Here is a 21,109-nt window from a genome sequence, read left to right as displayed (position 1 = left end):
GGCCCTGGAAAAACACCTGGTCCCCGCCCGAGGGGTGGTCCTTGCCCCGGAAGAAATGATTGAACCCGACCTCATACAGGGTCGCAGCACCGGCGTAGGTGGAAATATGCCCGCCCACACCAATATCAGAACGCTGCGCACGATGAACCATCACCGCAGCGTTCCACCGCATATACGCCCGATACCGGCGCTCGAACTCCTCGTTCCCCGGGAACTGAGCCTCCTGATCCACCGGGATCGTGTTCACATAATCAGTGGTCGTCACCATCGGCACACCCACCGACCTCGCACCAGCACGCTGCAACAAACTCCGCATAATGTACTGGGCACGCTCGGTACCCTGCTCCGCGATCAACGCATCAAGGGACTCAATCCACTCAGCAGTCTCTTCCGGATCACGATCAGGCAGCTGGGCAGTCAACCCGCTGAGGATGTCTGAGGTCTCTTCTCCTACAGCCACGTCCAACCTCTCTTCATTGAATGTATGGGCGCTTTAGTGTGGAGCGCTCAATGGTCTCGCAGTAATCTCGTATTGTGAGAATAAAATTCTGTAATTCGAGATTACGCAGGGCGTTCGACGGCGTCAACACGAGCCACTGTCTGCGAAGCGGAAAGCTCATGCGGCAAGTTCCAGCAACGAAATGTGACCCGCCCTACAGTGCAAACGTCGTCGGCGAACCTTGACTGCACGTGATCTGAGTCATAGAGTGTTTTCACTATTCAATAACTAGTTTCCGTAATGTGGAAACAGTACGAAGTGGAGATCCACGATGCAGACGACTTCATCAGTCGGCGTCTCTGAGACTCCGGACGACAGTACAGGGGCCGCACCCATCCACCGTTCGGTGGGCAACACGGACCTCTGTGCCATTGCTTCCGAAGCCACGGACCGTACCATCAGCCCGAGCCTTTACAACACCGACCTCGCTCCCACTAAGGCCGCAGGCCGCAAATGGACGAGCTACAGCATCTTTACCCTCTGGGCCAATGACGTCCACAGCCTGGGTAACTATGCTTTTGCCATTGGCCTCTTCTCCTTGGGATTGGGAGGTTGGCAGATTCTCGTGGCACTCGGCATTGGCGCCGTGCTGCTCTTTACCCTCCTCACTTTCTCCGGGTTCATGGGACAAAAGACCGGCGTCCCTTTCCCTGTCATGAGCCGCATCAGCTTCGGCATTCGCGGAGCACAAATTGCCAGCCTGATCCGTGGCGCCGTCGCGGTCGCATGGTTCGGTATCCAGACGTACCTGGCCTCGGTGGTTCTCCGGGTCATGCTCGTCGCAATCTCCCCGGATTTGAAGCATTTGGACAGTAACTCCATCCTCGGCCTGTCCACGTTGGGCTGGTTTGCCTTCGTAGGCCTGTGGATCGTGCAACTGGTCATCGTCAGCTTCGGCATGGAGATGATCCGTAAGTACGAGGCGTTCGCGGGGCCCATTATCTTGGCCACCATGGCCGCAATCGCCGTCTGGGTCTTCATCAACGCCGGCGGCGCCATCCAATGGTCCGGGATCAAAGGCCTGGAAGGCGGCGAAATGTGGCTCACTATTTTCGCCGGCGGCGCACTGTGGGTCTCCATTTATGGCACGTTCGTCCTGAACTTCTGCGATTTCACCCGGTCTTCGGTGACCAGGAAGTCGATTGTCAAGGGGAACTTCTGGGGCATCCCGATCAACATGCTCGTCTTCGGTGCAATCGTCGTGATCATGGCCGGTGGCCAGTACAAGATCAACGGCACTATCATCCAGAGCCCGTCGGACATTGTTCAGAGCATTCCCAACACCCTGTTGCTGGTCCTGGCCTGCCTGGCACTGCTGATCCTGACCATCGCCGTGAACCTGATGGCGAACTTCGTGGCTCCCGTATATGCTCTGACCAACTTGTTCCCGCGGCACCTGAACTTCCGCAAGGCGGCTTGGGTCAGTGGAACCATTGGCCTGGTCATCCTCCCGTGGAACCTCTACAACAACCCGATCGTCATCGTGTACTTCCTGGGCGGTCTCGGCGCGTTGCTGGGCCCGTTGTTCGGAGTGGTCATGGCCGACTACTGGCTGGTGCGTCGGGGCAAAGTCAACGTCCCTGAGCTCTACACCGATGATCCACAGGGCGCCTACTTCTACAAGCGTGGCGTCAACCCCAAGGCCATCATCGCGCTGCTTCCGGCAGCAGCCTTGGCGCTGGCCATCGCGTTTGTTCCCGGATTGGCGGGAGCGGCACCGTTCGCCTGGTTCATTGGAGCCGGCGTCGGGGCTCTCACGTACTTCGCCGTCGCGGACAAGAAGCAAGTCCACCACGATGTTTCCGGCGAGCCGATCGCCGTCGCCAGCAACCACTGACCCGTCCGATATCCAGCGCGCCGCCCGTCCCGCCCTCACCGGCCGGGGCGGGCGCAGCCGTTGAAAGGAAACCCATGCGCATCCTCGTTGCAAACGTCAACACCACCCAGTCGATGACCGATTCCATTGCAGCCCAAGCCCGCGCCGTCGCGGCTCCGGGAACTGAGATCATCGGCATAACTCCCCGCTTCGGCGCCGACTCCTGCGAAGGCAATTTCGAAAGCTACCTTGCAGCCATCGCCGTCATGGACGCGGTGGTGAACTACCCCGAACCGTTCGACGCCGTCATCCAGGCCGGGTACGGCGAGCACGGGCGCGAGGGGCTCCAAGAATTGCTCGACGTGCCCGTGGTGGATATCACCGAGGCCGCGGCCAGCACAGCGATGTTCCTCGGCCACAAATATTCCGTGGTAACCACCTTGGACCGTGCCGTTCCCTTGATAGAAGACCGGCTGAAATTGGCCGGGCTGGATGCCCGCTGCGCTTCTGTGCGGGCAAGCGGCGTGGCGGTGCTGGAACTCGAGGAGTTCCCCGAACGCGCTGTTGAGGCGATCGTTGGGCAGGCGGAGGAGGCCGTGACCAAGGACAAGGCCGAGGTTGTGGTCCTTGGCTGCGGTGGCATGGCCGGTCTCGATGAGCAGATCCGCCAGCGGACCGGCGTTCCAGTGGTGGATGGGGTAGCCGCCGCGGTGACCATCGCAGAGTCGCTGGTTCGCCTCGGGCTGACCACGTCCAAGGTCCGAACCTACGCCACACCACGGCCGAAGGCTGTCATAGGCTGGCCCATGACAGCGGCCCCTTCAGCACAAGCCGCACGCTAAGTCCGCAGGAGCCAGACATATGAATCAGCCACGCCCGCCCGCGGCCCCGAGGGTCGCCGTCGTTACCGGAGCCGGTTCAGGTATCGGCAGGGCCGTCGCCCGGCTCATGCTGGCGGCAGGATATCGCGTTTCTTTGGCGGGGCGACGGGAGGCCCAGCTACTGGAAACGGCAGGGGATCACCCGGACGCGCTTGTGGTTCCGTGCGACGTGACCGAGTCCGACGACGTCGAGCGGCTCTTCGACGTTGTCCGCGAACGCTGGGGCCGGGTTGATGTCCTGTTCAACAATGCAGGCGTTTTCGGACCGGCCGGAGACGTGGGGGAGATCGGCCGTGATGAGTGGGAAGCTACCCTGCGCGTGAACGTCACGGGGTCCATGCTCTGTGCCGCCGAGGCCGTGCGGACCATGAAGGCCCAGGTGCCCCAAGGTGGGCGCATCATCAACAATGGTTCCATTTCTGCGCATTCGCCGCGTCCTCGGTCCGTTGCGTACACCGTGACCAAACACGCGATGACCGGGTTGACCAAGAGCATTGAGTTGGACGGGCGTGAATTCGGGATCACCTGCGGGCAGATCGACATCGGCAACACCCGCACGGAGATCATGGATACTATCGGGGTCGGCTCCGGCGCGCTCCAAGCCGATGGCAGCAGGCGCGTGGAGCCGATGTTCCCTGTGGAGGACGCTGCCCGGGCCGTGCTGATGATGGCGGATATGCCGGCGTCGGCGAGTATTGGTTCCCTGGTGGTGACGGCTGCCGGCATGCCTTTCGTCGGCCGCGGCTAGCCCGCCCAGCCCACCCTCCTGTACCGCAACCACCCACTTTGAAACCCGCCTGCCCGCGGCACGCCTGAGAAGGGGTGTGTCGCGGGTTTTTCGGCGTCAAAGTGGGTGGTGGAGGTACGCCCCTGACTTTCCCAACCAAATATTACTTCCATAATATGGAAACTAGATTTCCCCTTGCGGAATGATGTGAGCCGGATTACATTGAAAACATCCCCCGAAAATGTGGGGCTGTTCCCAAACTGATTGGTTCAGATCAATGAAGATCCCAGACCCCGCGGCGCTGAAGGCGAGTTCGGCCCCGCAGAAGAAAAAGCGGCTGTACCAGTCGCTCTTTTTTCAAATCCTGATCGCCGTCGTCGCAGGTGTGCTCATCGGTCATTTTTGGCCGAACATCGGGTCCGCCCTCCGGCCACTGGGTGATGGATTCATTCAACTCATCAAAATGATCATCGCCCCGCTGATTTTCCTGGTGATCGTCACCGGAATTTCAGCAGTCGGCGACGTCAAGGCGGTCGGTAGGGTCGGGGTCAAAGCACTCCTGTACTTCACCTGTGCCACCGTTTTCGCCCTTGTCTTCGGACTCATCGTGGGCAACCTGGTTCAACCGGGCGCAGGCCTGAACATTGACCCGTCCACGCTGTCCCAGGATGCCCTGAACGCGAAGACCGGTACTGCAGTTCCCAAGGATGCGGCTGCGTTCATCCTGGATATCATCCCCACCAGCGTCATCGGGGCGTTCGCGAGCAACAGTTTGCTCCAGGTCCTGTTTTTCTCCGTCTTTTTCGGAGCGGCCATCGTGGTCATCGGCCGTGAGCGGTGCCTGCCCGTCATCAGCCTCATGGAAACGCTGTTGGAACTGATCTTCAAGATCATGTCCTGGATCATGAAGGTCGCCCCTCTAGGCGCCTTCGGTGCCATGGCCTTCATTATTGGGCAATACGGCGTAGGCACCCTGGGTACTTACGCGTTGTTGATTGCTTCCTGCTACGGTGCGGCGCTCATCTTCATTGGCCTGCTGTTCCTGGTGGCGTGGAGTTTCGCCCGCGTGCCGCTATGGCAGTTCCTGAAGTACACCCGCGAAGAATTCCTCTTGGCACTCGGTACGGCCTCTACCGAAGCCGTCATGCCACGCATCATGACCAAGCTGACCAACGCCGGCTGCTCCCGGGCCACCACCGGACTGGTGGTTCCTACCGGCTATTCCTTCAATCTCGACGGCGCCGCGATCTACCTTTCGATCTCGCTGCTGTTTTTGGCCCAGGCATTCGGCCACCACTTGGACCTCGGCCAGCAGTTGGCCGCACTGGGAGTGCTGCTCCTGACCTCCAAGGGCATGGCCGGCGTTCCGGGGTCCTCATTCCTGGCACTCTCAGCCACAGCCGCCGCGCTCGGTATCTTCCCGGTGGCCGGCGTCGCCCTCCTTCTCGGAGCCGACCGGCTCATGGACTCCATGCGGGTGGTGGTGAACCTCTTGGGCAACTGCGTAGCGACGTTTATCGTGGCCAAGTGGGAGGGGCAGTTTGACCGCAGCGTCATGGTGCGCGCTTTCAATGGCGAAATCACCAACGAGGACACCGCGATCATGCTCGGCAAGGAAGACCTGTTCCAGCAGCAAGAGCTTGAACGGCTCAGCAAAGGACAGGAGCCTTCCCCGAAATTCCGCGGGGGCCCGGCTGTGGATGGGGTTCCACAGTTTGAGATGAGCAAACCCCGGCAAACAACCACACCGAGCAGCTCCGAATAGCGCACACGTTCCTGCAGTTGATGCCCCCAGGCCATGGTCTGGGGGCATCAGCCCTGTCGGAACACCGGAGATTCCGCCGATTCGTTCCCCTTACAGCCCTTACAGTGGCAGTAACTCGGAGAGGTTGGCCCGCAGCCCGGAGGCGGCAACCCGCCCGGCCGAGACAGCGTCGGCCCATGGGATCCGGCCGGTTACCAGCGACAGCCAGGTGGCGGCGTCGCACTCAATCACGTTCGGGGGGGTGCCCCGGGTATGGCGAGGGCCCTCCACGCACTGCGTTACACCGAAGGGTGGGACGCGGACCTCTACCGAGTTCCCGGGTGCACGGGCGGTGACTTCCTCGAGCGAATAGCGCACCGCCGTCGCAATTAAAGCCCGCGACGGCGGGATCCCGGCATCGGAGGCCGGCCCAGCGTCTGTTGAGGGCTCGACGGCGGCTTGCCAGGCTGCCAGCGCCGCTTGGCCCTCGTGGATATCAACGCGGCGACGTGCAACGGCCATCATGAACCTCCCTGTCGAGACGGATTGTCGAAACGGATTGTCCAAACAAACTAGTCGAGAAGAACTAGTCAAGAAGGGCGGAGACGGCGTGGCCCAAGCGGATCCGGCCCACGGCCCGGCCACCGCCGAGCACAGGTTCAACGATCCGTTCGAGGACGCTTGAAACGGCAGGAACGTCCACGGCGCCGCTAGCTGCAAGTAACGTCAAACCGACAAGGGATGTGGCGCGGACATTGCCGTCAAGTACCTTGACTGCCACTGCCGCACCTGTTGGCGTCGCAAGGACCAGCACACCCTCGGCCCCGATCTTGGCCAGTACGTCCAGTTCTTCCATGACAATCGTGTTGGACTCACCTCTGCCTTGGACGGCCCAGGGGTAATCGAGCATGGACGTAGCAATGGTGGCGGCGCGGGCGTTCGCGGACGAATCGCCGGGAGACTTAGCCAACCGGGAGAAGCCTCGGGCCAAGCCGATCAGCGAGATCGCGGCAACCGGAGCGCCGCAGCCGTCGATTCCCAAATGGGCAATTGGCTCGCCGCAGTATTCCTCAATAACCGAACGCACACGTTGTTGCAAGGGATGGTTGGGCTCCAGGTAGCTGCGGAGGTCCCACCCGTTTTCCGTGCACGCCCAGAGAAAAGCCGCGTGCTTACCGGAGCAGTTGAAGGCGAGCTTGGATTGCCCGCGATCGGAGCGAACAAGCCAACTGCGCGCCGTTTCATCCTGGGGCCAGGCGGCAGGGCATTGAAGGTGTTCTTCCCGAACGCCGGCCGCTTTCAGCATTCCTTCCACAACATCCATGTGGTCCAGCGAACCTGTGTGGCTTCCGCAGGCGACGGCCACTTGCGCGCCTCGAAGCGGAACTCCGGACTGCATGGACGCGAGGGCCTGGAAGGGCTTAAGGGTGGAGCGGGCGAAGACGGGGGCGTCGATGTCGCCCAGCCGAGTCACCACGGAGCCATCGCCGGCAATGAGCACCGCGGCACCTACGTGACGGGACTCGATAAAGCCGCTGCGTTCGATCACTGCAAGTTCGACGGCGGACTCAGCGTTGAACGTTTCGTGCGAACTCATGGGCATGAAGCAAGTCTATTGCTCAGCCACGGCGTTCCCGGGCCGCACCGCGCGGGCACAGGCATGGCGTGCCGATGAACCTGCCCATCCAGTGACACAGCTTAGGACGCGCGCCCTTCACAAAGTACCCTTGAAGACTGTGAAGGTACTCGTCATTGGCCCAGGCGGCCGCGAACACGCCATTGTCCGCTCTCTGCTTGAAGACCCCAACGTCTCCGAGGTCCACGCGGCGCCCGGCAACGCGGGCATCAGCAAGCTCGTCCCCACGCACGCCATTGATGGGAACAATCCCCAAGCCGTGGCCGCCCTTGCCGGCAAGCTTGGCGTGGACCTGGTTGTGGTTGGCCCGGAGGCCCCACTTGCCGCGGGCGTTTCCGACGCAGTCCGAGAAGCCGGCATTCCGGTGTTCGGCCCCAGCAAGGAGGCCGCGCAGCTCGAAGCGTCCAAGGCTTTCGCCAAGCAGATCATGGCCGAGGCAGGCGTTCCTACCGCGATGGCCCGGGTTGCCACCACCAGCGAGGAAGCAGCCGATGCGCTGGACACTTTTGGCGCTCCCTATGTGGTCAAGGACGATGGCCTGGCGGCAGGGAAGGGCGTGGTGGTCACCAATGACCGTAGCGAAGCCCTCGCCCACGCGCAGACTTGCTTCGACGCCGGCGGAACGGTGGTCATCGAGGAGTTCCTTGACGGCCCTGAAGTATCTCTGTTCGTACTCTGCGATGGCCGCACCACGGTCCCGTTGTCCCCGGCGCAGGACTTCAAACGTATCTTCGACAATGATGAAGGCCCCAACACCGGTGGCATGGGGGCATACACACCCCTTGAGTGGGCACCCGAAGGACTCGTCCAAGAGGTCATCGACAGGGTAGCCCAGCCAACCGTGGACGAAATGGCCCGCCGCGGCACACCCTTTGTGGGCGTGCTCTACTGCGGGTTGGCCCTCACCTCGCGGGGCACCCGCGTTATTGAATTCAACGTCCGGTTTGGTGATCCGGAAACGCAAGCTGTCCTTGCCCGCCTCAGGACGCCGCTCGGTACCCTGCTGCTGGCAGCTGCCAAGGGCGAACTCGACACCATCGAAAATCTGCGCTGGTCCGAGGACACAGCAGTCGCCGTCGTCGTTGCTGCCGAAAACTACCCCGATACTCCCCGCACCGGTGACCGGATCCGCGGCCTGAAGAAGGTCGATGACCTGGACGGCGTCCACGTGGTTCACGCCGGCACCACACTGGACGAAGAAGGCAAGGTCGTTTCGGCCGGCGGTCGCGTCCTCGCGGTGGTGGCGCTCGGTTCGGACCTGGTGGAGGCCCGCGAAAGGGCGTACGACGGCGTCGAACTGGTTCAGCTTGAAGGCTCACAGTTCCGCACCGACATCGCAGGTAAGGCCGCCCGCGGCGAAATCCGGGTGCCCCACGCGGCTACCGGCACCATCCCGAAAGTGCAGGCCTGACCATGACCGATTCACTTCCCACAGGCGGCCTTGAAACAGAAGCCTTGCAACTCCCCGGCTGGACCCACGTCTACTCCGGCAAAGTCCGCGACCTGTATGTACCGGCCGAAGAAGCGATCACGGAGAAGTTCGGCCAGGAGTGCGTCCTGGTTGTCGCCAGCGACCGCATCAGTGCTTACGACCATGTCCTGAGCAGCGAGATCCCTGACAAGGGGAGGGTCCTGACTCAACTGAGCCTCTGGTGGTTCGACCAGTTGGAGGTGGAGCACCACGTGCTCGCGTCCACCGTGGAGACCGGTGTGCCGACCGCCGTCGAGGGCCGTGCCATGATCTGCAAGAAGCTGGAAATGTTTCCGGTGGAGTGCATCGCCCGTGGCTACCTCACAGGTTCCGGGTTGGCTGAATACAAGGTGTCCCGCACCGTGTGCGACATCCCGCTGCCAGAAGGCCTCGTTGATGGTTCGCGCCTGGAGAAGGCGCTGTTCACCCCGTCCGCCAAGGCCGAAGTTGGTGAGCATGACGAGAACATCACCTATGACGACGTCGTAGCGATGGTGGGGGACGATATTGCCGCCCGCCTCAGCGACCTTACCCTGAAGATCTACACACGTGCCGAGGAAATCGCCCGGGAACGTGGCATTATCCTGGCCGACACCAAAGTGGAATTCGGCATCGACACCGCCTCGGGCATCATCACCCTGGGCGACGAGGTGCTCACTCCAGACTCTTCGCGGTTCTGGGACGCTGCAACGTACGCGCCCGGAAAGTCGCAGCCATCCTATGACAAGCAGTATGTCCGTGACTGGCTGACGTCCGCGGAATCCGGCTGGGACAAAGCCTCGGACACTCCTCCTCCCGCCTTGCCGGCCGACGTGGTGGAGCGCACCCGCGCCCGTTACGTGGAGGCCTACGAGAAACTCACGGGGCGCACCTTCGCCTAGCCCGCCCACCCCGCTCGATGAATGGGGCTAGCTGGCTTGGTGTTCCTTGGCGGCGCGGCGCTCGGCGAGGCGGATTTCCAGCACGGCGTCCATTGCCTGCTGAACCCTGTCCGATGCGCCCGCCGCGCTGAAGTCGTGCTGGGCCTCTTCCAGGAACCGCAGTGCCTCGGTGGTTTCGCCCGCAGCCTTGAGGGACTTGCCCAACAGCAGGGAAACTTCACCCGCGGTGTGCCGCGCCAAGACCTTGCGGTCCTCGTAGATCTCCCGGAGCTTCTCGACGGCGGCGGGAATGTCACCGTTCAGGTACAGCCACCGGGCACGAATGAAGGCGACCTCGAGTTGGTCCGTCTTGTTGCCGCCGACAATGGAGAGCGCCAGTTCCGCGCGCTCGATGGCGGACAGCGTCTCCGGCTCTACGATGCCTGAGGACAACCGCACGGCGGCCGATGCCTTGTTGAATCGCGCCCAGAGCTCGATGTCATTGGCGGGGGAGAGGAGCTGGGCCGCACGCTCGTGGTGCTTGACTCCCTCGGTGTAATCGTGGCGCATGAACGCCACATTGCCCACTACCCAAGAGACTTCGCCGGCCAGCTGGGTCATTGAATGCTCGTCCATATGCTCGATCATGGCCAGGCAGTACGTCCATGCTTCGTCGAGCTTGCCGCTCTCCGCCAACGCACCTATCAGCGCCCTGTGGGCGCCGATGATCAGCGTGGATCCTTTGGGTAATTGCTCGCTCAGCTTCACGGCATGGAGGGCATGTTCGACGGCGGTGGCCAGTTGACCTTGTCCGTGGCACACGGCGGCAAGCATCTGCCAGGCGCGCACTCCCAGGCCGGCGGACTCGGTAGCCATGGGGTGCTCAAGCAGGTGCTCCACGATCTGCTGGCATTCCTTTAGCTGGCCTTGTTTCATCATGCACTCGGCCTGCATGTACGTCATGTTCCACCAAGCACTGTTGTTCTTGGCTTCGAGGGCGATTTGGGCGGCCGTTGCCGCGTGGCTCGAGGCGAGCGGGTAGTCCCGTAGGTCCCAGGCCTGCCGGGCATACAGGCCTGCCAGGACGTACTCGGCGTCGCTCATGGAAACGGGCTGGCTCCACGCCTCCAAGGCCTTCGGCGCGAGCTCAAGGCGACGCGCAAGTTCCTCGATGACCTCTGCCGTGGGTTCACGCCGCCCGGTCTCCAGCAGGGAGATGTAGCTGGGTGAGTACAGGTTCTTGCCCAGTTCCGCCTGCGTCAGTCCGCGTTCGAGCCGTTCGGCACGTAGCTTCTCGCCGAATCCGTTTCCCACGGGGTCCTCCTGCAGGTGTCTTTTCCACCAAATCCTTGACAGTGTCTGTAGACAACATTTTACAATGTATGTCAACAGAGACCGAGTAATGACAGCAGTAAAATCCGACGTGTATTGGGGACATGATGTTCAAGAAAATCGCCGCTTCCGTTGCCCTTGCCGGCGCACTGACACTTTCAGTTGCGGCTCCCGCAGTGGTGTCGGCCGCACCGGCCTCGGGCACGGGCACGGTAAGCGCCATAGGTAACTGGCCGGATCCGATGCGCATCGTGGCGCCTACCAAATCGTCCGGCACCACGTACACGCCGTCATCCATTGGTAACTGGCCCGACCCCATGTAAGCCATCCGATCCTCTGTAAAGCAGAGGGGCGAAAAACACGATTAAAGACAAAAGAGGGTCTTCCATTTGGAAGACCCTCTTTTTGTTGGTCGGGATGACAGGATTTGAACCTGCGACCTCTTCGTCCCGAACGAAGCGCGCTACCAAGCTGCGCTACATCCCGATCCGCTGCGAAAGCAACTGTTCAAGGATAGCTGAATCGCTTCCTGATGCGAAATCGACGGGCGGTGGTCCCTGCTGCCAGCGACAACCCACAGAAACGCTAGACCAATGAGTCTTTCCAAGCCCCGTGCAGTTGCGCAAAGCGCCCTCCACCGCTGATCAGTTCCGCCGGTGAGCCGTCTTCCACGATGCGCCCGTCGTGGACCACGAGGACCCTGTCCGCGGTCTCCACGGTGGAGAGGCGGTGGGCGATGATGATGGCCGTCCGTGCCGAATTCTTGCCGGCCACCCCTTCGAGCAGATTCGCTAGGCCCTGCTGGACCATGCGTTCGGAAGGTATGTCCAAGGACGAGGTCGCCTCGTCCAGGATCAGGACGGCAGGGGCAGCCAAGAAGGCGCGGGCAAATCCGATGAGTTGGCGTTGGCCCGAGGACACACGGCCGCCGCGCTTATTGACGTCGGTGTCATATCCCTCGGGCAGCCCCGAAATGAATTCGTGAGCACCTACGGCCTTCGCCGCTTTTTCGATGTCTTCGCGGGATGCTTCGGGTCGGCCCAGGGCGATGTTATCGGCTACCGAACCGCTGAAGAGGAATGCCTCCTGTGTAACCATCACCACGGCCCGGCGGAGGTCGGTGGTGGAGAGGTCCCTCAGATCGATGCCGTCCAAGGTGATGGCGCCCGAGGTGACATCGTAAAAGCGGGCAATGAGCTTGGCCAGCGTGGACTTTCCGGCCCCGGTTTGGCCTACCAAGGCCACGGTCTGGCCTGCAGGGATGTGGAGGTCCATGGTGGGAACAACGATTGTCCCGCTTCCGTAGCCGAACTCCACCCCTGCGAAATCGATCTCCCCGCGGGAGCTTTTCAACGGAACAGGATTCTTGGGCGGGCGGACTGTTGGGACCTCTTCAAGGAGTCCCGACACCTTCTCCAGCGCAGCTTGGGCGCTCTGGAAGGAGTTGTAGAACATCGCCATCTGGTCCACCGGCTGGAAGAAACGCTTGGTGGAAAGAATCAGGGCCAACAGGACACCGACCGCGAGCTCGCCGCTGAGCACGCGGAAGCCTCCCATGAGCAGGACGACGGCGACGCAAACGTTTCCGATCAACACCAGGCCCGGTTGGAAGATGCCGTTCAGATTGATGGAGCGGACACTGTTTTTCCGGTATTCCTCAGCCAGTTCGCCGTACTGTGCCGCGTTCTCCTTCTCCTTGCGGAACGCCTTGACAGCCCGGATTCCGGTCATGGTTTCCACAAAGTGCACAATCAGCCGCGCCGAGACCACGCGCGATTCACGGTAGGCCACCTGCGAGTGCTTCTGGTACCAGCGGGACAGGAGGAACATCGGTACGCCCGCGGCGAGCATGATGACGCCGGTGCGCCAGTCCAGCGCAAATACGGTGAAGGCCGTAAAGATCATGAACAACAGACCAGAGGCCAAGGAACTCACACCCGAATCCAACAGGTCCCGCAGTGCCTCGAGGTCTGAGGTTTGACGGGCAATGATGCGTCCGGACGTGTACTTCTCATGGAATTCCAAGCTCAACCGCTGGGTGTGCCTAAAGACGCGGACCCGGAGGTCCAGCAGCATGGACTGGCTGAGTTGGGCTGTCGAGGTGACGTACAGGGCTGTCATTGACGCCGTGGCAATGGCGGCCGCGAGGTACAAGACACCGGCAAGCATCAAGGGACCGTTGTCGCCGGCTTTGAGCGCAGGCAGGGCATGGTCGATGCCGAACGCGATCAAGGCGGGCCCGGCTACGCGGGTGAGTTGGGAGACCACCACCATCGCGATCGTCATCCAGAAACGCAACCTGACCGGACGGATCAGCGAGGCAAGCAAGGCGAGGGACCGGCGTCGTACGGCTTTACTGTCTGCTTTGGTGAGGAGCGCGTTGTCCTCGTTAGCCGTTCCAAAGGTTGTGGCACTCACCGGCGGGCCTCCTCGGCTTCTTCGAGCTCGTCCAGTTCGCTATCGAGGTCCTTCGGACCGGAATCGAGGCTTGCGATGACGTAGCGGTAATGATCGTTGCCCGCCAACAGTTCCGTATGGGTTCCGACGGCGGTGATGGTTCCGTTTTCGAGCAAGGCCACGCGGTCCGCCAAGGCAACGGTGGAGGGTCGGTGTGCCACGATCAACGTGGTGGTCTCGCGCAGGACGTCGCGCAGGCGGGCTTCAACGCGTTCCTCGGTGTTGACATCGAGGGCGGAGAGCGGATCGTCCAGCACCAAGACCTCTGGCCTGGCGGCGATGGCGCGTGCCAGGGCGATCCTCTGACGCTGGCCACCGGACAGGCTGAGGCCTTCCTCGCCAATGAGGGTGTCCACACCGTCAGGCAGGGAATAGGCGAACTGCGCTTGGGCTACATCCAGTGCCTCGTCCAGGGCTGCTTCGCTGGGATCAGGGGCGCCGAGCAGGACGTTGTCCCGCACTGAACTGGAGAAGAGTGTGGTGTCCTCGAACGCAACGGAGACGATCCTGCGAAGTTCATGGAGGTCGTAATTCCGGACGTCCACGCCGTCGATGGTCACCGCGCCCTCGGTCACGTCGTAGAGCCGGGGGACCAGTTGGAGCAACGCACTCTTGCCGCTGCCGGTGATCCCCACGAGGGCCATCGTTTCGCCCGGACGGATCTCCAGGGAGACATCGCACAGGAGCGAACCGCCGTCGTCGAACCCGAATCCGGCCCGCTCAAAGCGCAAGGCACCCTTGCCATTTTCCGGGAACACGGGCTCTTCGGGAGAGGTGATCGTGTTCGGGGTATCCATGACTTCGAAGTGCCGGTCCACTGCCGTCTTGGCGGTCAGCGCCATCGCGAGCAAGGTCCCGGAGAACTCCACAGGAGTTGCCACTACGGCGGCCGTGGCGAAAAAGGCCACCAAAGATCCGATGCTCAGCTGCCCGCTGGCAACGAGCAGCACCCCCGCCACCAACCCAAAACCCAAGGCAAGTTCAGGCAGGAGCGTCACCACCAGCGTGAAACCGGCCTGTTGCTTGGCTTTCATGATCTCCGTCTGCCGGAGCTCCTCGGCCTGGCCATTGAAATTTTCCAAGGCCTCGCGGCTGCGGCCGAAAGCCTTGAGTACCCGGATGCCGTGCACGGACTCTTCCACGGTAGTGGCAAGGTCCCCGGCCTGGTCCTGGCTGAGCCGGGTCACCCGGCTGAAACGGCGCCGGAAGCGGAAGGAGTTGATCATGATCGGCACGGCGGCGGCCAGGAAAATGAGGGCCAATTGCCAGCTCATGGAGAACATCACGCCCACGCCGATGATCACCGTCAAGGTAGTGACAACGAGCATGATCGCTCCGAACGCCATCCAGCGCCGGAGGAAGCTGAGATCGGTCATGGCCCTGGAAAGCAGCTGCCCCGAACCCCAACGATCATGGAACGCCACGGTGAGCTCCTGAAGGTGCCCATACAAAGTGACACGCATCCTGGTCTCCACCGTGGTGGCCGGATTGATCACGAACTGCCGCCGCAGGGCTACTAGTCCAGCCTCAGCCACGCCTAAAGCAAGGATGACGACGGCGGCGGTCCACACCGCGGCCGGGTCACCGCCGCGCTGCAAGGAGTTGTTGACCAGCACCCGGAAAACCTGGGGGATGGTGAGTGCCACAATGCTCGCCAGCAAAGCGGACACCAAGCCCATGAACAGGCGGGGGAGGATGGGCCGCACATGGGGGTACAGGCGGCGGATGGAGGTAAAAAATGACGTTTGCTTGGACATGCCCGCTTCTCAACAGCTGGATCTTCAGATGGTGCGGAGATAGTTTCCCGTAGCAACTACCCTATGCCATGCCCATGCAGGGCTGTAGATGGGGCGCCTATGTGCGGGGCGTGAGGGTGAGCAGTACCGCTTCCGGCCGGCAGGCGATGCGGACCGGGGAGAAGCGTGAGGTGCCGATTCCGCCGGAGACGTTGACCGGCGTCGTCAGTCCGTTGCTTTCCCAATCGTGGAGGCCTTTGGCACGCCAGGTGGGGAGGTCGCAATTGGAGACCAAAGCGCCGTAGCCGGGGATGCAAATCTGGCCGCCGTGGGTGTGCCCGGCAAGAATCAGGTGGGCTTGGGCTTGCGTGAAATGATCCAGCACGCGCTGGTACGGGGCGTGGACGACGGCGACCCGCACATGCGGACGCGTGTCCTGATTGGCTGTGCCGCGATGCCAGTCGGCGTACCGTTCCCGTTTCAAATGGGGATCGTCCACGCCGGAAAAATCAAAGCGCAGGCCGTTCAGCGCGATGGACTGGGCACGGTTGGTGAGGTCGATCCAGCCACCCATCCCAAATGCCGTGCGCAACTTGGGCCAGTCGAGCTTGATCGGCTCTGTTTTCGGCCTGGAAGGTCCGCGGAAATAGCCTGCCGGGTTCTTGAACCTGGGCGCATAGTAGTCGTTGGAGCCCGGAACGAACACGCCCGGAAATTCCATCAACGGTTCAAGCGCTTGGATCAGCGGATCGATGGCGTGGGTGTGGCTGAGGTTGTCGCCAGTGTTGACCACGAGGTCCGGCTTCAACTCGGCCAAGGACTGCAACCACCGTGCCTTCTTGTCTTGCCCAGGGACGAAATGGATGTCACTGAGGTGCAGGATCCGGAACGGCGCGGAGCCTCCGGGGAGGATGGGCAACGTCTCGCGCCGGACTTCGAATTGGTCCTTCTCCCACCAACCGTAGGCTGCTGCCGCTGCACCTGCTGCTGCGCCGATGGCGGTGGTTGCGGCAAGACCGCGCCCGAGGGTTCGGGCGCGGTCTGCCAGCAAGTCAATCATGGACGCCATTAGTCGTGACCGGGCGTTCCGCTGTTGCTCGCGCCGCTGCTGTTGGGGGAGCTCGGGCTCCGCTGGGGAGCAGCACTGCCGAGCAGGTTGGACGGTGGTGTGGGGAAGGGGTTGGTTCCGTAGGCGGGGGCCACCGAGAGCATGTAGTTGGTGAATTGCGGACCGGCGATCATATAACCGTCAATGGACGGGTAGAACTTGCCGTTGACGGTGATGTTCCGTCCTGGCCGCTGCTGGGCATCCAGCGGGTCACCGAACCATGATGCCGTTGCCAGTCCGGACGTGTACCCCACCACCCACGTGGAGCTGTTGCTGTCATTGGTACCGGTCTTCGCTGCCACCGGGAAGTTGTTGTTGGTGTTCAGAGCCGGCCGGATCAGGGAGCCTGAACCATGGTTCAGCACTTCCTGCATGGCATAGGCAACGCCGTGGGCAACCTCAGGCTTGATGGCGTCCTTGCAGGAGGACGACTGGGCAGGCAAGTCCTTGCCCGCTTGGTCCTTGACGGAGGTGATGGCGATGGGTTCGCAGTACTTACCGTCAGCTGCAAAGGTCGCGAAGGCGGTGGCCATGGTCAACGGAGCGGTTTGCGTGGATCCGATGAGGTTACCGAGCGTGGTCATGGGGACCTTGGGATTCGGATCAGTGACGTTCCCAGATCCGTCCCGCGCCGGTACGCCGCCGTGTACCCCTGTAGCGTCGACGATGCCTTGGATGCCGCAGAGGTCCAACTGGGCAGCAGAGGCGAACGTGGCGGTGTTGATGGAGTTCATGAGGCCGTAGAGGACCGTCATGGGGCGGTAGTAGCCTTCGTCCGAGTTCTGCAGGTCAAAGGTGCCGCCGGTTGAGTCGTACCAGCCTTGTTCCGGGGTGGGGCAGGTGTTGCGCCATGGGAAACCTTGCCGGTATCTCCTGACCGACGCGTTGATCGTCGTGGTCATGGACTTGCCCTCATTAAGCCATTCCGCGAAAGTGAACGGTTTCATGGTGGAACCCGGCTGGAAGCCTCCAATGCCGTTGAGGTCATTGCCCTTGGCGTCCAGGACATCGACGTTGAAGTTCTGGGTCTGGTCGAACTTACCCGGTTGAGGCAGCATCACGGTGTTCTGGGCCATGCTGACGATCTGGCCCGTACCCGGCTGGACGGAAACGATGGAAGCCCCCCACTTGTCTGGGTTCGCACCGGCGGTGGCGTCAACCTGCTGCTGGGCGACGTTCTGCGCGGTCGGGTCCAGCGTGGTCTTGATAGTCAGCCCACCGCGCATGACAGTGTTCTGGCGATCCGTCGGCGTCTGCCCATACGCCGGGTTGTTCAAGAGCAAGTGCAGCACGTAATCACAGAAGTACGGTGCGGTAGCCGCGTATGCACAGCCTTGGCGGGCCGGAGTGACTTTGGTGGTGATGGGAGTAGCCACGGCTTGGTCGTACTGGGCCTTGGTGATCTTCTTTTGGTTGTACATGGCCGCGAGTACCAGATCGCGGCGCACCTTTGACGCGTCCGGGTGGACCACCGGATCAAAAGCTGCCGGGCTGTTCACGAGGCCTGCCAGGAGGGCGGCTTGCGGAAGCGTCAGGTCCTTGGCGCTGGTGCTGAAGAACAGTTTCGATGCGGCTTCGATGCCGTAGGCGTCCCTGTTGAAGAACACGATGTTGAGGTAGCCCTCAAGAATCTGGTCTTTGGTGAATTTCTTCTCCAAAGCGATGGCGAGCTTCATCTCGCGGAGCTTGTCTCCGATGCCTTTGTTGACACCGTTCAGCTTGACGTCACTGCTCTGGCCGGAGGCGACCAGCGACTCGTTGATCACGTTGTTGACGTACTGCTGCGTGATGGTTGAGGCGCCTTGTTTGTTGCCTTGGGCGGTGCTCACCAGCGCCCGCAAGATACCGGTGGTGTCGATTCCACCGTGCTCGTAGAACCGGTTGTCTTCGATGGCGATGACTGCATCTTTGACATACGGGCTCATCTGGTTCAACGGGATCTTGGTCCGGTTCTCCTCATAGATGGACGCGATCGGGGAGCCGTCCTTCGCCAGAATCGTGGTGTTCTGGCTGGGCGGATCTACCTGGAGTTCGGCCGGGAGGGTATCAAAGAACTGGATGGAACCACTTGCGGCACTGCCGGAGACGGCCGCGGCGGGGACCAAGAGGCCTGCCACCAGGACGCCACAAATCGCACTCACGCCAAGGAAGCCTAGAATCTTTCCGAGGGTGGTGGCAGTGTCGAAAAACGGGTTCGTGCGAGTCGCCATGTTTTCCACTTTACCGGCAAGGGCTAGGCTTTCTGTCATGACCAAATGGGAGTACGCCACGATTCCGCTCATTATCCACGCCACGAAACAGATCCTGGATCAGTGGGGTGAGGACGGCTGGGAGCTTGTCCAGGTCGTCGGCGGCCCCGATGGCAAAGGCCTTGTCGCATACCTGAAGAGGGAGAAGCAGTAATCATGACACCCCCCGCAGAAACCACATCTCCCGCGGATTCGGGCGCCCCTGCCTCGGCCGTGGAGCAGCGTCTTGCAGAGCTCGGACTGACCCTCCCCGAGGTCGCCGCGCCGGTTGCCGACTACGTTCCCGCCGTCGTGTCCGGTAACTACGTTTACACCTCAGGGCAGCTGCCATTTATTAACGGCAAACTCGAAGCTACCGGCAAGGTCTCGGTTGGCCAGTTGGCTACCTCGGATGAACCCACTGTGGATCCGGAAGAGGCCAAGCGCTACGCCGCCGTCTGTGCCATCAACGCCCTGGCAGCGGTCAAGAGCGTCATCGGTGACCTCGACCGCATCACTCGAATCGTCAAGGTAGTGGGTTTCGTGTCTTCAGAACCCACGTTCACTGGCCAGCCCGGAGTCATCAACGGTGCATCAGAGCTTCTCGGCCAGGTTTTGGGCGACGCCGGCAAGCACGCACGTTCCGCCGTCGGTGTGTCCGTCCTCCCCCTCGACTCTCCTGTTGAAGTCGAACTCATTGCTGAATTCAGCTAAGGAACCGGTTCACCCAATTGCCTCAGCTTTCCCGCCGTCTGTTTGCACTTCCTCCTCACCTCGAAGGGGCAGCACGGAACTGGCTTGATTTGGTCGAGCGGACCCCCAGGGCCGCACGCTACGCATCGTCCGTGGTCCTTCTGCGCGATTCCCCGACGGGTTTGGAGACCTGGCTCGGGTACCGGCCTGGCGCCTCCCCGTTGGGGGTTGTCTCGTTTCCGGGAGGGTCCCTGGAGCCGTCCGACGACAATTCCGTCGGCTGGCTGGGGCCTTCCCCGCAGCATTGGGCTGAGGTACTGGGAACGGACGACGTCGGACTCGCCCGCCGCCACGTAGTAGGCGCTATCCGGGAGCTCTTTGAGGAAACCGGCGTGCTGCTGGCCGGTCCTGATGCCTCATCCACAGTGGAGGCCAACTCCACCGTGGAGTGGATGAAGGCCCGCGAAGCCGTCGCGGCACAGGAGAAATCGTTCACCGACATCCTGACCAAGCGCGGACTGTCGTTGCGCACGGACCTCCTGAAATCCTTGGTGAACTGGGTCAGCCCTGACTTTGCGCATACCCGGTTCAATACGCGCTACTTCGCGGCCACTGTTCCCGTGAATCAGCAGCCGAGCATCCTGGCGAGCAAGGGTGTGTGGGGGCGTTGGGTGTGCGTGGCCGATGCCATTGCCCTGCGGGACACCACGGCCTTGGGCGACGAAGTGAACCAGGAAAACACCGTGGGGCTCACGCTGGGACAGTTGTTGGTGCCCGGGTCCGAAATCATGCTGGAGAAAATGGCCGCAGCCAACGGTTGCATCGCTTACCTCAGTTACAAGCGGAAAGCCCACGTTTACCAATCCCGGCTCGTCAACGAGGACGGCGAACTGATGCTTGAGGTTGCCGCTGCCCGGACCGTTGCCGGTGAACCGCAGCGCGAACGCTAAACATACAACAAAAGAGCCGCCCGTTCCCTGGAATCCAGGGACCCTTGGAATCCAGGGAACGGGCGGCTCTTTTTGGTTTTGCTTTGGTTACCGCGAACGCTGGCGGAGGCGCTGCATGTCCAGGATGACCACGGCGCGGGCTTCCAGCCGGAGCCATCCGCGCTGGACGAATTCGGCCAGGGCTTTGTTGACGGTTTCACGGGAAGCGCCGACCAGTTGGGCAAGTTCTTCCTGGGTCAGCTCATGGGCGACCAGAACGCCGTCGGTAGCCGGGCGGCCAAAGCGGTCCGCCAAGTCCAGGAGGGCCTTGGCAACGCGGCCCGGAACGTCTGAGAAGACGAGGTCCGATAGCGAGTCGTTCGTGCGGCGGAGACGGCGGGCGAGGGCCTGCAGCAGCTGGGCGGAAACCTCGGGACGGGTCCGGAGCAAAGCGTTGAGGCTCTCGTTCTTAAGGCCAGCCAGGCGGGTTTCCGAAACGGCTGTAGCCGTGGCAGTGCGCGGGCTGGGGTCGAACAATGCCATCTCGCCGAAGAGCTCACCCGGGCCGAGGATGGCAAGCAGGGATTCGCGGCCGTCGGGGGAGGTGCGGCCGAGCTTCACCTTTCCGGAAACGATGAAGTAGAGCTGGTCACCCTGGTCGCCTTCGCGGAACACCGAGGCTCCACGTGAAAGGTCCACCTCTGTGAGTTCGTCCGTCAGCAGGCGGAATGCGTCGTCGTCAAGGGTGGCGAAGAGGGGTGCGCGGCGCAGTACCTCGATGTCCATGAAGTCTCCTGAGTATAAGTTTCGGTCGTGGCGCTCCAGCCATTGTTTCAGAATTTTTGGGCTTCTGTGACGTAGTTGGCATGCGAAACGCTGAAACGGCGCGGGTTCCGGGCGTTCAACACCGTATCAGCAGGCTCAAACAGCAAGGTGAAATCACCGCAGGCTGAACTGCGGGGGCCACGAATCACCGGCTGCCGGCGAGCCTT

At 61.9% G+C, this 21,109-nt stretch carries 19 protein-coding genes and 1 tRNA gene; 10 read left to right on the top strand and 10 right to left on the bottom strand.

Annotated elements, in window-relative coordinates; genetic code table 11:
- The coding region (locus QRN04_RS08615; protein WP_502868776.1) for a pyruvate dehydrogenase E1 component-related protein at nt 1–460 on the bottom strand (460 nt) is incomplete at its 3' end.
- A gap of 310 nt (nt 461–770) precedes the next feature.
- Between QRN04_RS08615 and QRN04_RS08610 the strand changes: the two genes are divergently transcribed.
- The 4 genes from QRN04_RS08610 (at nt 771) to QRN04_RS08595 (ending at nt 5,688) form a co-directional block, all read left to right on the top strand.
- Nucleotides 771–2,336, top strand: coding sequence for an NCS1 family nucleobase:cation symporter-1 (locus QRN04_RS08610; protein WP_284975592.1), 1,566 nt, complete (start codon nt 771–773; stop codon nt 2,334–2,336).
- A gap of 74 nt (nt 2,337–2,410) precedes the next feature.
- On the top strand, nt 2,411–3,157 hold the full coding sequence (locus QRN04_RS08605; RefSeq protein ID WP_284975591.1) for an aspartate/glutamate racemase family protein: 747 nt from the start codon (nt 2,411–2,413) through the stop codon (nt 3,155–3,157).
- A 19-nt stretch (nt 3,158–3,176) separates the two neighbouring features.
- Nucleotides 3,177–3,944, top strand: a complete 768-nt coding sequence (locus QRN04_RS08600) for an SDR family oxidoreductase (protein WP_284975590.1) — start codon at nt 3,177–3,179, stop codon at nt 3,942–3,944.
- 256 nt (nt 3,945–4,200) lie between these two features.
- Complete coding sequence (locus tag QRN04_RS08595; protein ID WP_284975589.1) at nt 4,201–5,688, top strand: cation:dicarboxylate symporter family transporter; 1,488 nt, start codon at nt 4,201–4,203, stop codon at nt 5,686–5,688.
- Between the two features lie 99 nt (nt 5,689–5,787).
- Here the strand turns inward: QRN04_RS08595 and QRN04_RS08590 are convergent, their stop codons facing one another.
- Together QRN04_RS08590 and QRN04_RS08585 are read right to left on the bottom strand one after the other, a co-directional pair.
- On the bottom strand, nt 5,788–6,189 hold the full coding sequence (locus tag QRN04_RS08590; RefSeq protein WP_284975606.1) for a sterol carrier family protein: 402 nt from the start codon (nt 6,187–6,189) through the stop codon (nt 5,788–5,790).
- A gap of 64 nt (nt 6,190–6,253) precedes the next feature.
- A complete protein-coding gene (locus tag QRN04_RS08585; protein WP_284975588.1) occupies nt 6,254–7,270 on the bottom strand; it encodes an asparaginase in 1,017 nt (338 codons plus the stop codon).
- Between the two features lie 133 nt (nt 7,271–7,403).
- Here QRN04_RS08585 and purD point away from each other — a divergent pair, with 133 nt between their 5' ends.
- Together purD and QRN04_RS08575 are read left to right on the top strand one after the other, a co-directional pair.
- Complete coding sequence (gene purD / locus QRN04_RS08580; protein ID WP_284975605.1) at nt 7,404–8,714, top strand: phosphoribosylamine--glycine ligase; 1,311 nt, start codon at nt 7,404–7,406, stop codon at nt 8,712–8,714.
- A 2-nt stretch (nt 8,715–8,716) separates the two neighbouring features.
- A complete protein-coding gene (locus QRN04_RS08575) occupies nt 8,717–9,655 on the top strand; it encodes a phosphoribosylaminoimidazolesuccinocarboxamide synthase (protein WP_284975587.1) in 939 nt (312 codons plus the stop codon).
- A gap of 27 nt (nt 9,656–9,682) precedes the next feature.
- Here QRN04_RS08575 and QRN04_RS08570 read toward each other — a convergent pair whose 3' ends face one another.
- Nucleotides 9,683–10,948, bottom strand: coding sequence for a helix-turn-helix domain-containing protein (locus tag QRN04_RS08570; protein WP_284975586.1), 1,266 nt, complete (start codon nt 10,946–10,948; stop codon nt 9,683–9,685).
- 122 nt (nt 10,949–11,070) lie between these two features.
- Here QRN04_RS08570 and QRN04_RS08565 point away from each other — a divergent pair, with 122 nt between their 5' ends.
- Nucleotides 11,071–11,289, top strand: coding sequence for a hypothetical protein (locus tag QRN04_RS08565; protein WP_502868775.1), 219 nt, complete (start codon nt 11,071–11,073; stop codon nt 11,287–11,289).
- A gap of 86 nt (nt 11,290–11,375) precedes the next feature.
- On the opposite strand, the gene QRN04_RS08560 is transcribed toward QRN04_RS08565, so the two are convergent.
- The 5 genes from QRN04_RS08560 to QRN04_RS08540 all read right to left on the bottom strand — a co-directional run bounded on the left by QRN04_RS08560 (nt 11,376) and on the right by QRN04_RS08540 (nt 18,477).
- Nucleotides 11,376–11,452, bottom strand: a tRNA-Pro gene (locus QRN04_RS08560).
- Nucleotides 11,453–11,551: 99 nt separating this feature from the next.
- Entirely contained in the window at nt 11,552–13,384 is a 1,833-nt protein-coding gene (locus tag QRN04_RS08555; protein ID WP_284975585.1) for an ABC transporter ATP-binding protein, read from the bottom strand.
- A complete protein-coding gene (locus QRN04_RS08550) occupies nt 13,381–15,180 on the bottom strand; it encodes an ABC transporter ATP-binding protein (RefSeq protein WP_284975584.1) in 1,800 nt (599 codons plus the stop codon). Before QRN04_RS08550 ends, QRN04_RS08555 begins: the two co-directional genes overlap by 4 nt.
- Nucleotides 15,181–15,277: 97 nt before the next feature.
- Nucleotides 15,278–16,219 carry a metallophosphoesterase gene (locus QRN04_RS08545; protein WP_284975583.1) on the bottom strand — a complete coding sequence of 314 codons (942 nt, stop codon included), beginning with the start codon at nt 16,217–16,219 and terminating at the stop codon, nt 15,278–15,280.
- A gap of 8 nt (nt 16,220–16,227) precedes the next feature.
- The gene (locus QRN04_RS08540) at nt 16,228–18,477 is read right to left on the bottom strand and encodes a transglycosylase domain-containing protein (protein WP_284975582.1); all 2,250 of its coding nucleotides are present in this window, start codon (nt 18,475–18,477) and stop codon (nt 16,228–16,230) included.
- A gap of 37 nt (nt 18,478–18,514) precedes the next feature.
- On the opposite strand from QRN04_RS08540, the gene sp36 reads away from it, so the two are divergent.
- Genes sp36 through QRN04_RS08525 form a run of 3 tightly spaced genes read left to right on the top strand, consistent with a single transcriptional unit; the run spans nt 18,515 to nt 20,138 of the window.
- Nucleotides 18,515–18,670 carry a Sp36 family protein gene (sp36, locus tag QRN04_RS08535; protein ID WP_011775990.1) on the top strand — a complete coding sequence of 52 codons (156 nt, stop codon included), beginning with the start codon at nt 18,515–18,517 and terminating at the stop codon, nt 18,668–18,670.
- Between the two features lie 2 nt (nt 18,671–18,672).
- Nucleotides 18,673–19,209 carry a RidA family protein gene (locus QRN04_RS08530; RefSeq protein ID WP_284975581.1) on the top strand — a complete coding sequence of 179 codons (537 nt, stop codon included), beginning with the start codon at nt 18,673–18,675 and terminating at the stop codon, nt 19,207–19,209.
- Between the two features lie 17 nt (nt 19,210–19,226).
- A complete protein-coding gene (locus QRN04_RS08525; RefSeq protein ID WP_284975580.1) occupies nt 19,227–20,138 on the top strand; it encodes an NUDIX hydrolase in 912 nt (303 codons plus the stop codon).
- 87 nt (nt 20,139–20,225) lie between these two features.
- On the opposite strand, the gene QRN04_RS08520 is transcribed toward QRN04_RS08525, so the two are convergent.
- Nucleotides 20,226–20,903: a Crp/Fnr family transcriptional regulator gene (locus QRN04_RS08520; RefSeq protein WP_011775987.1), complete on the bottom strand. Its 678-nt coding sequence runs from the start codon at nt 20,901–20,903 to the stop codon at nt 20,226–20,228.
- Between the last annotated feature and the right edge of the window lie 206 nt (nt 20,904–21,109).

The organism is Arthrobacter sp. efr-133-TYG-104 (genome assembly GCF_030208915.1).
Taxonomy (GTDB): Bacteria; Actinomycetota; Actinomycetes; order Actinomycetales; family Micrococcaceae; genus Arthrobacter.
The sequence above is the reverse complement of the archived record's forward strand: the minus strand, read 5'-3'. Positions and strand labels throughout refer to the sequence as shown.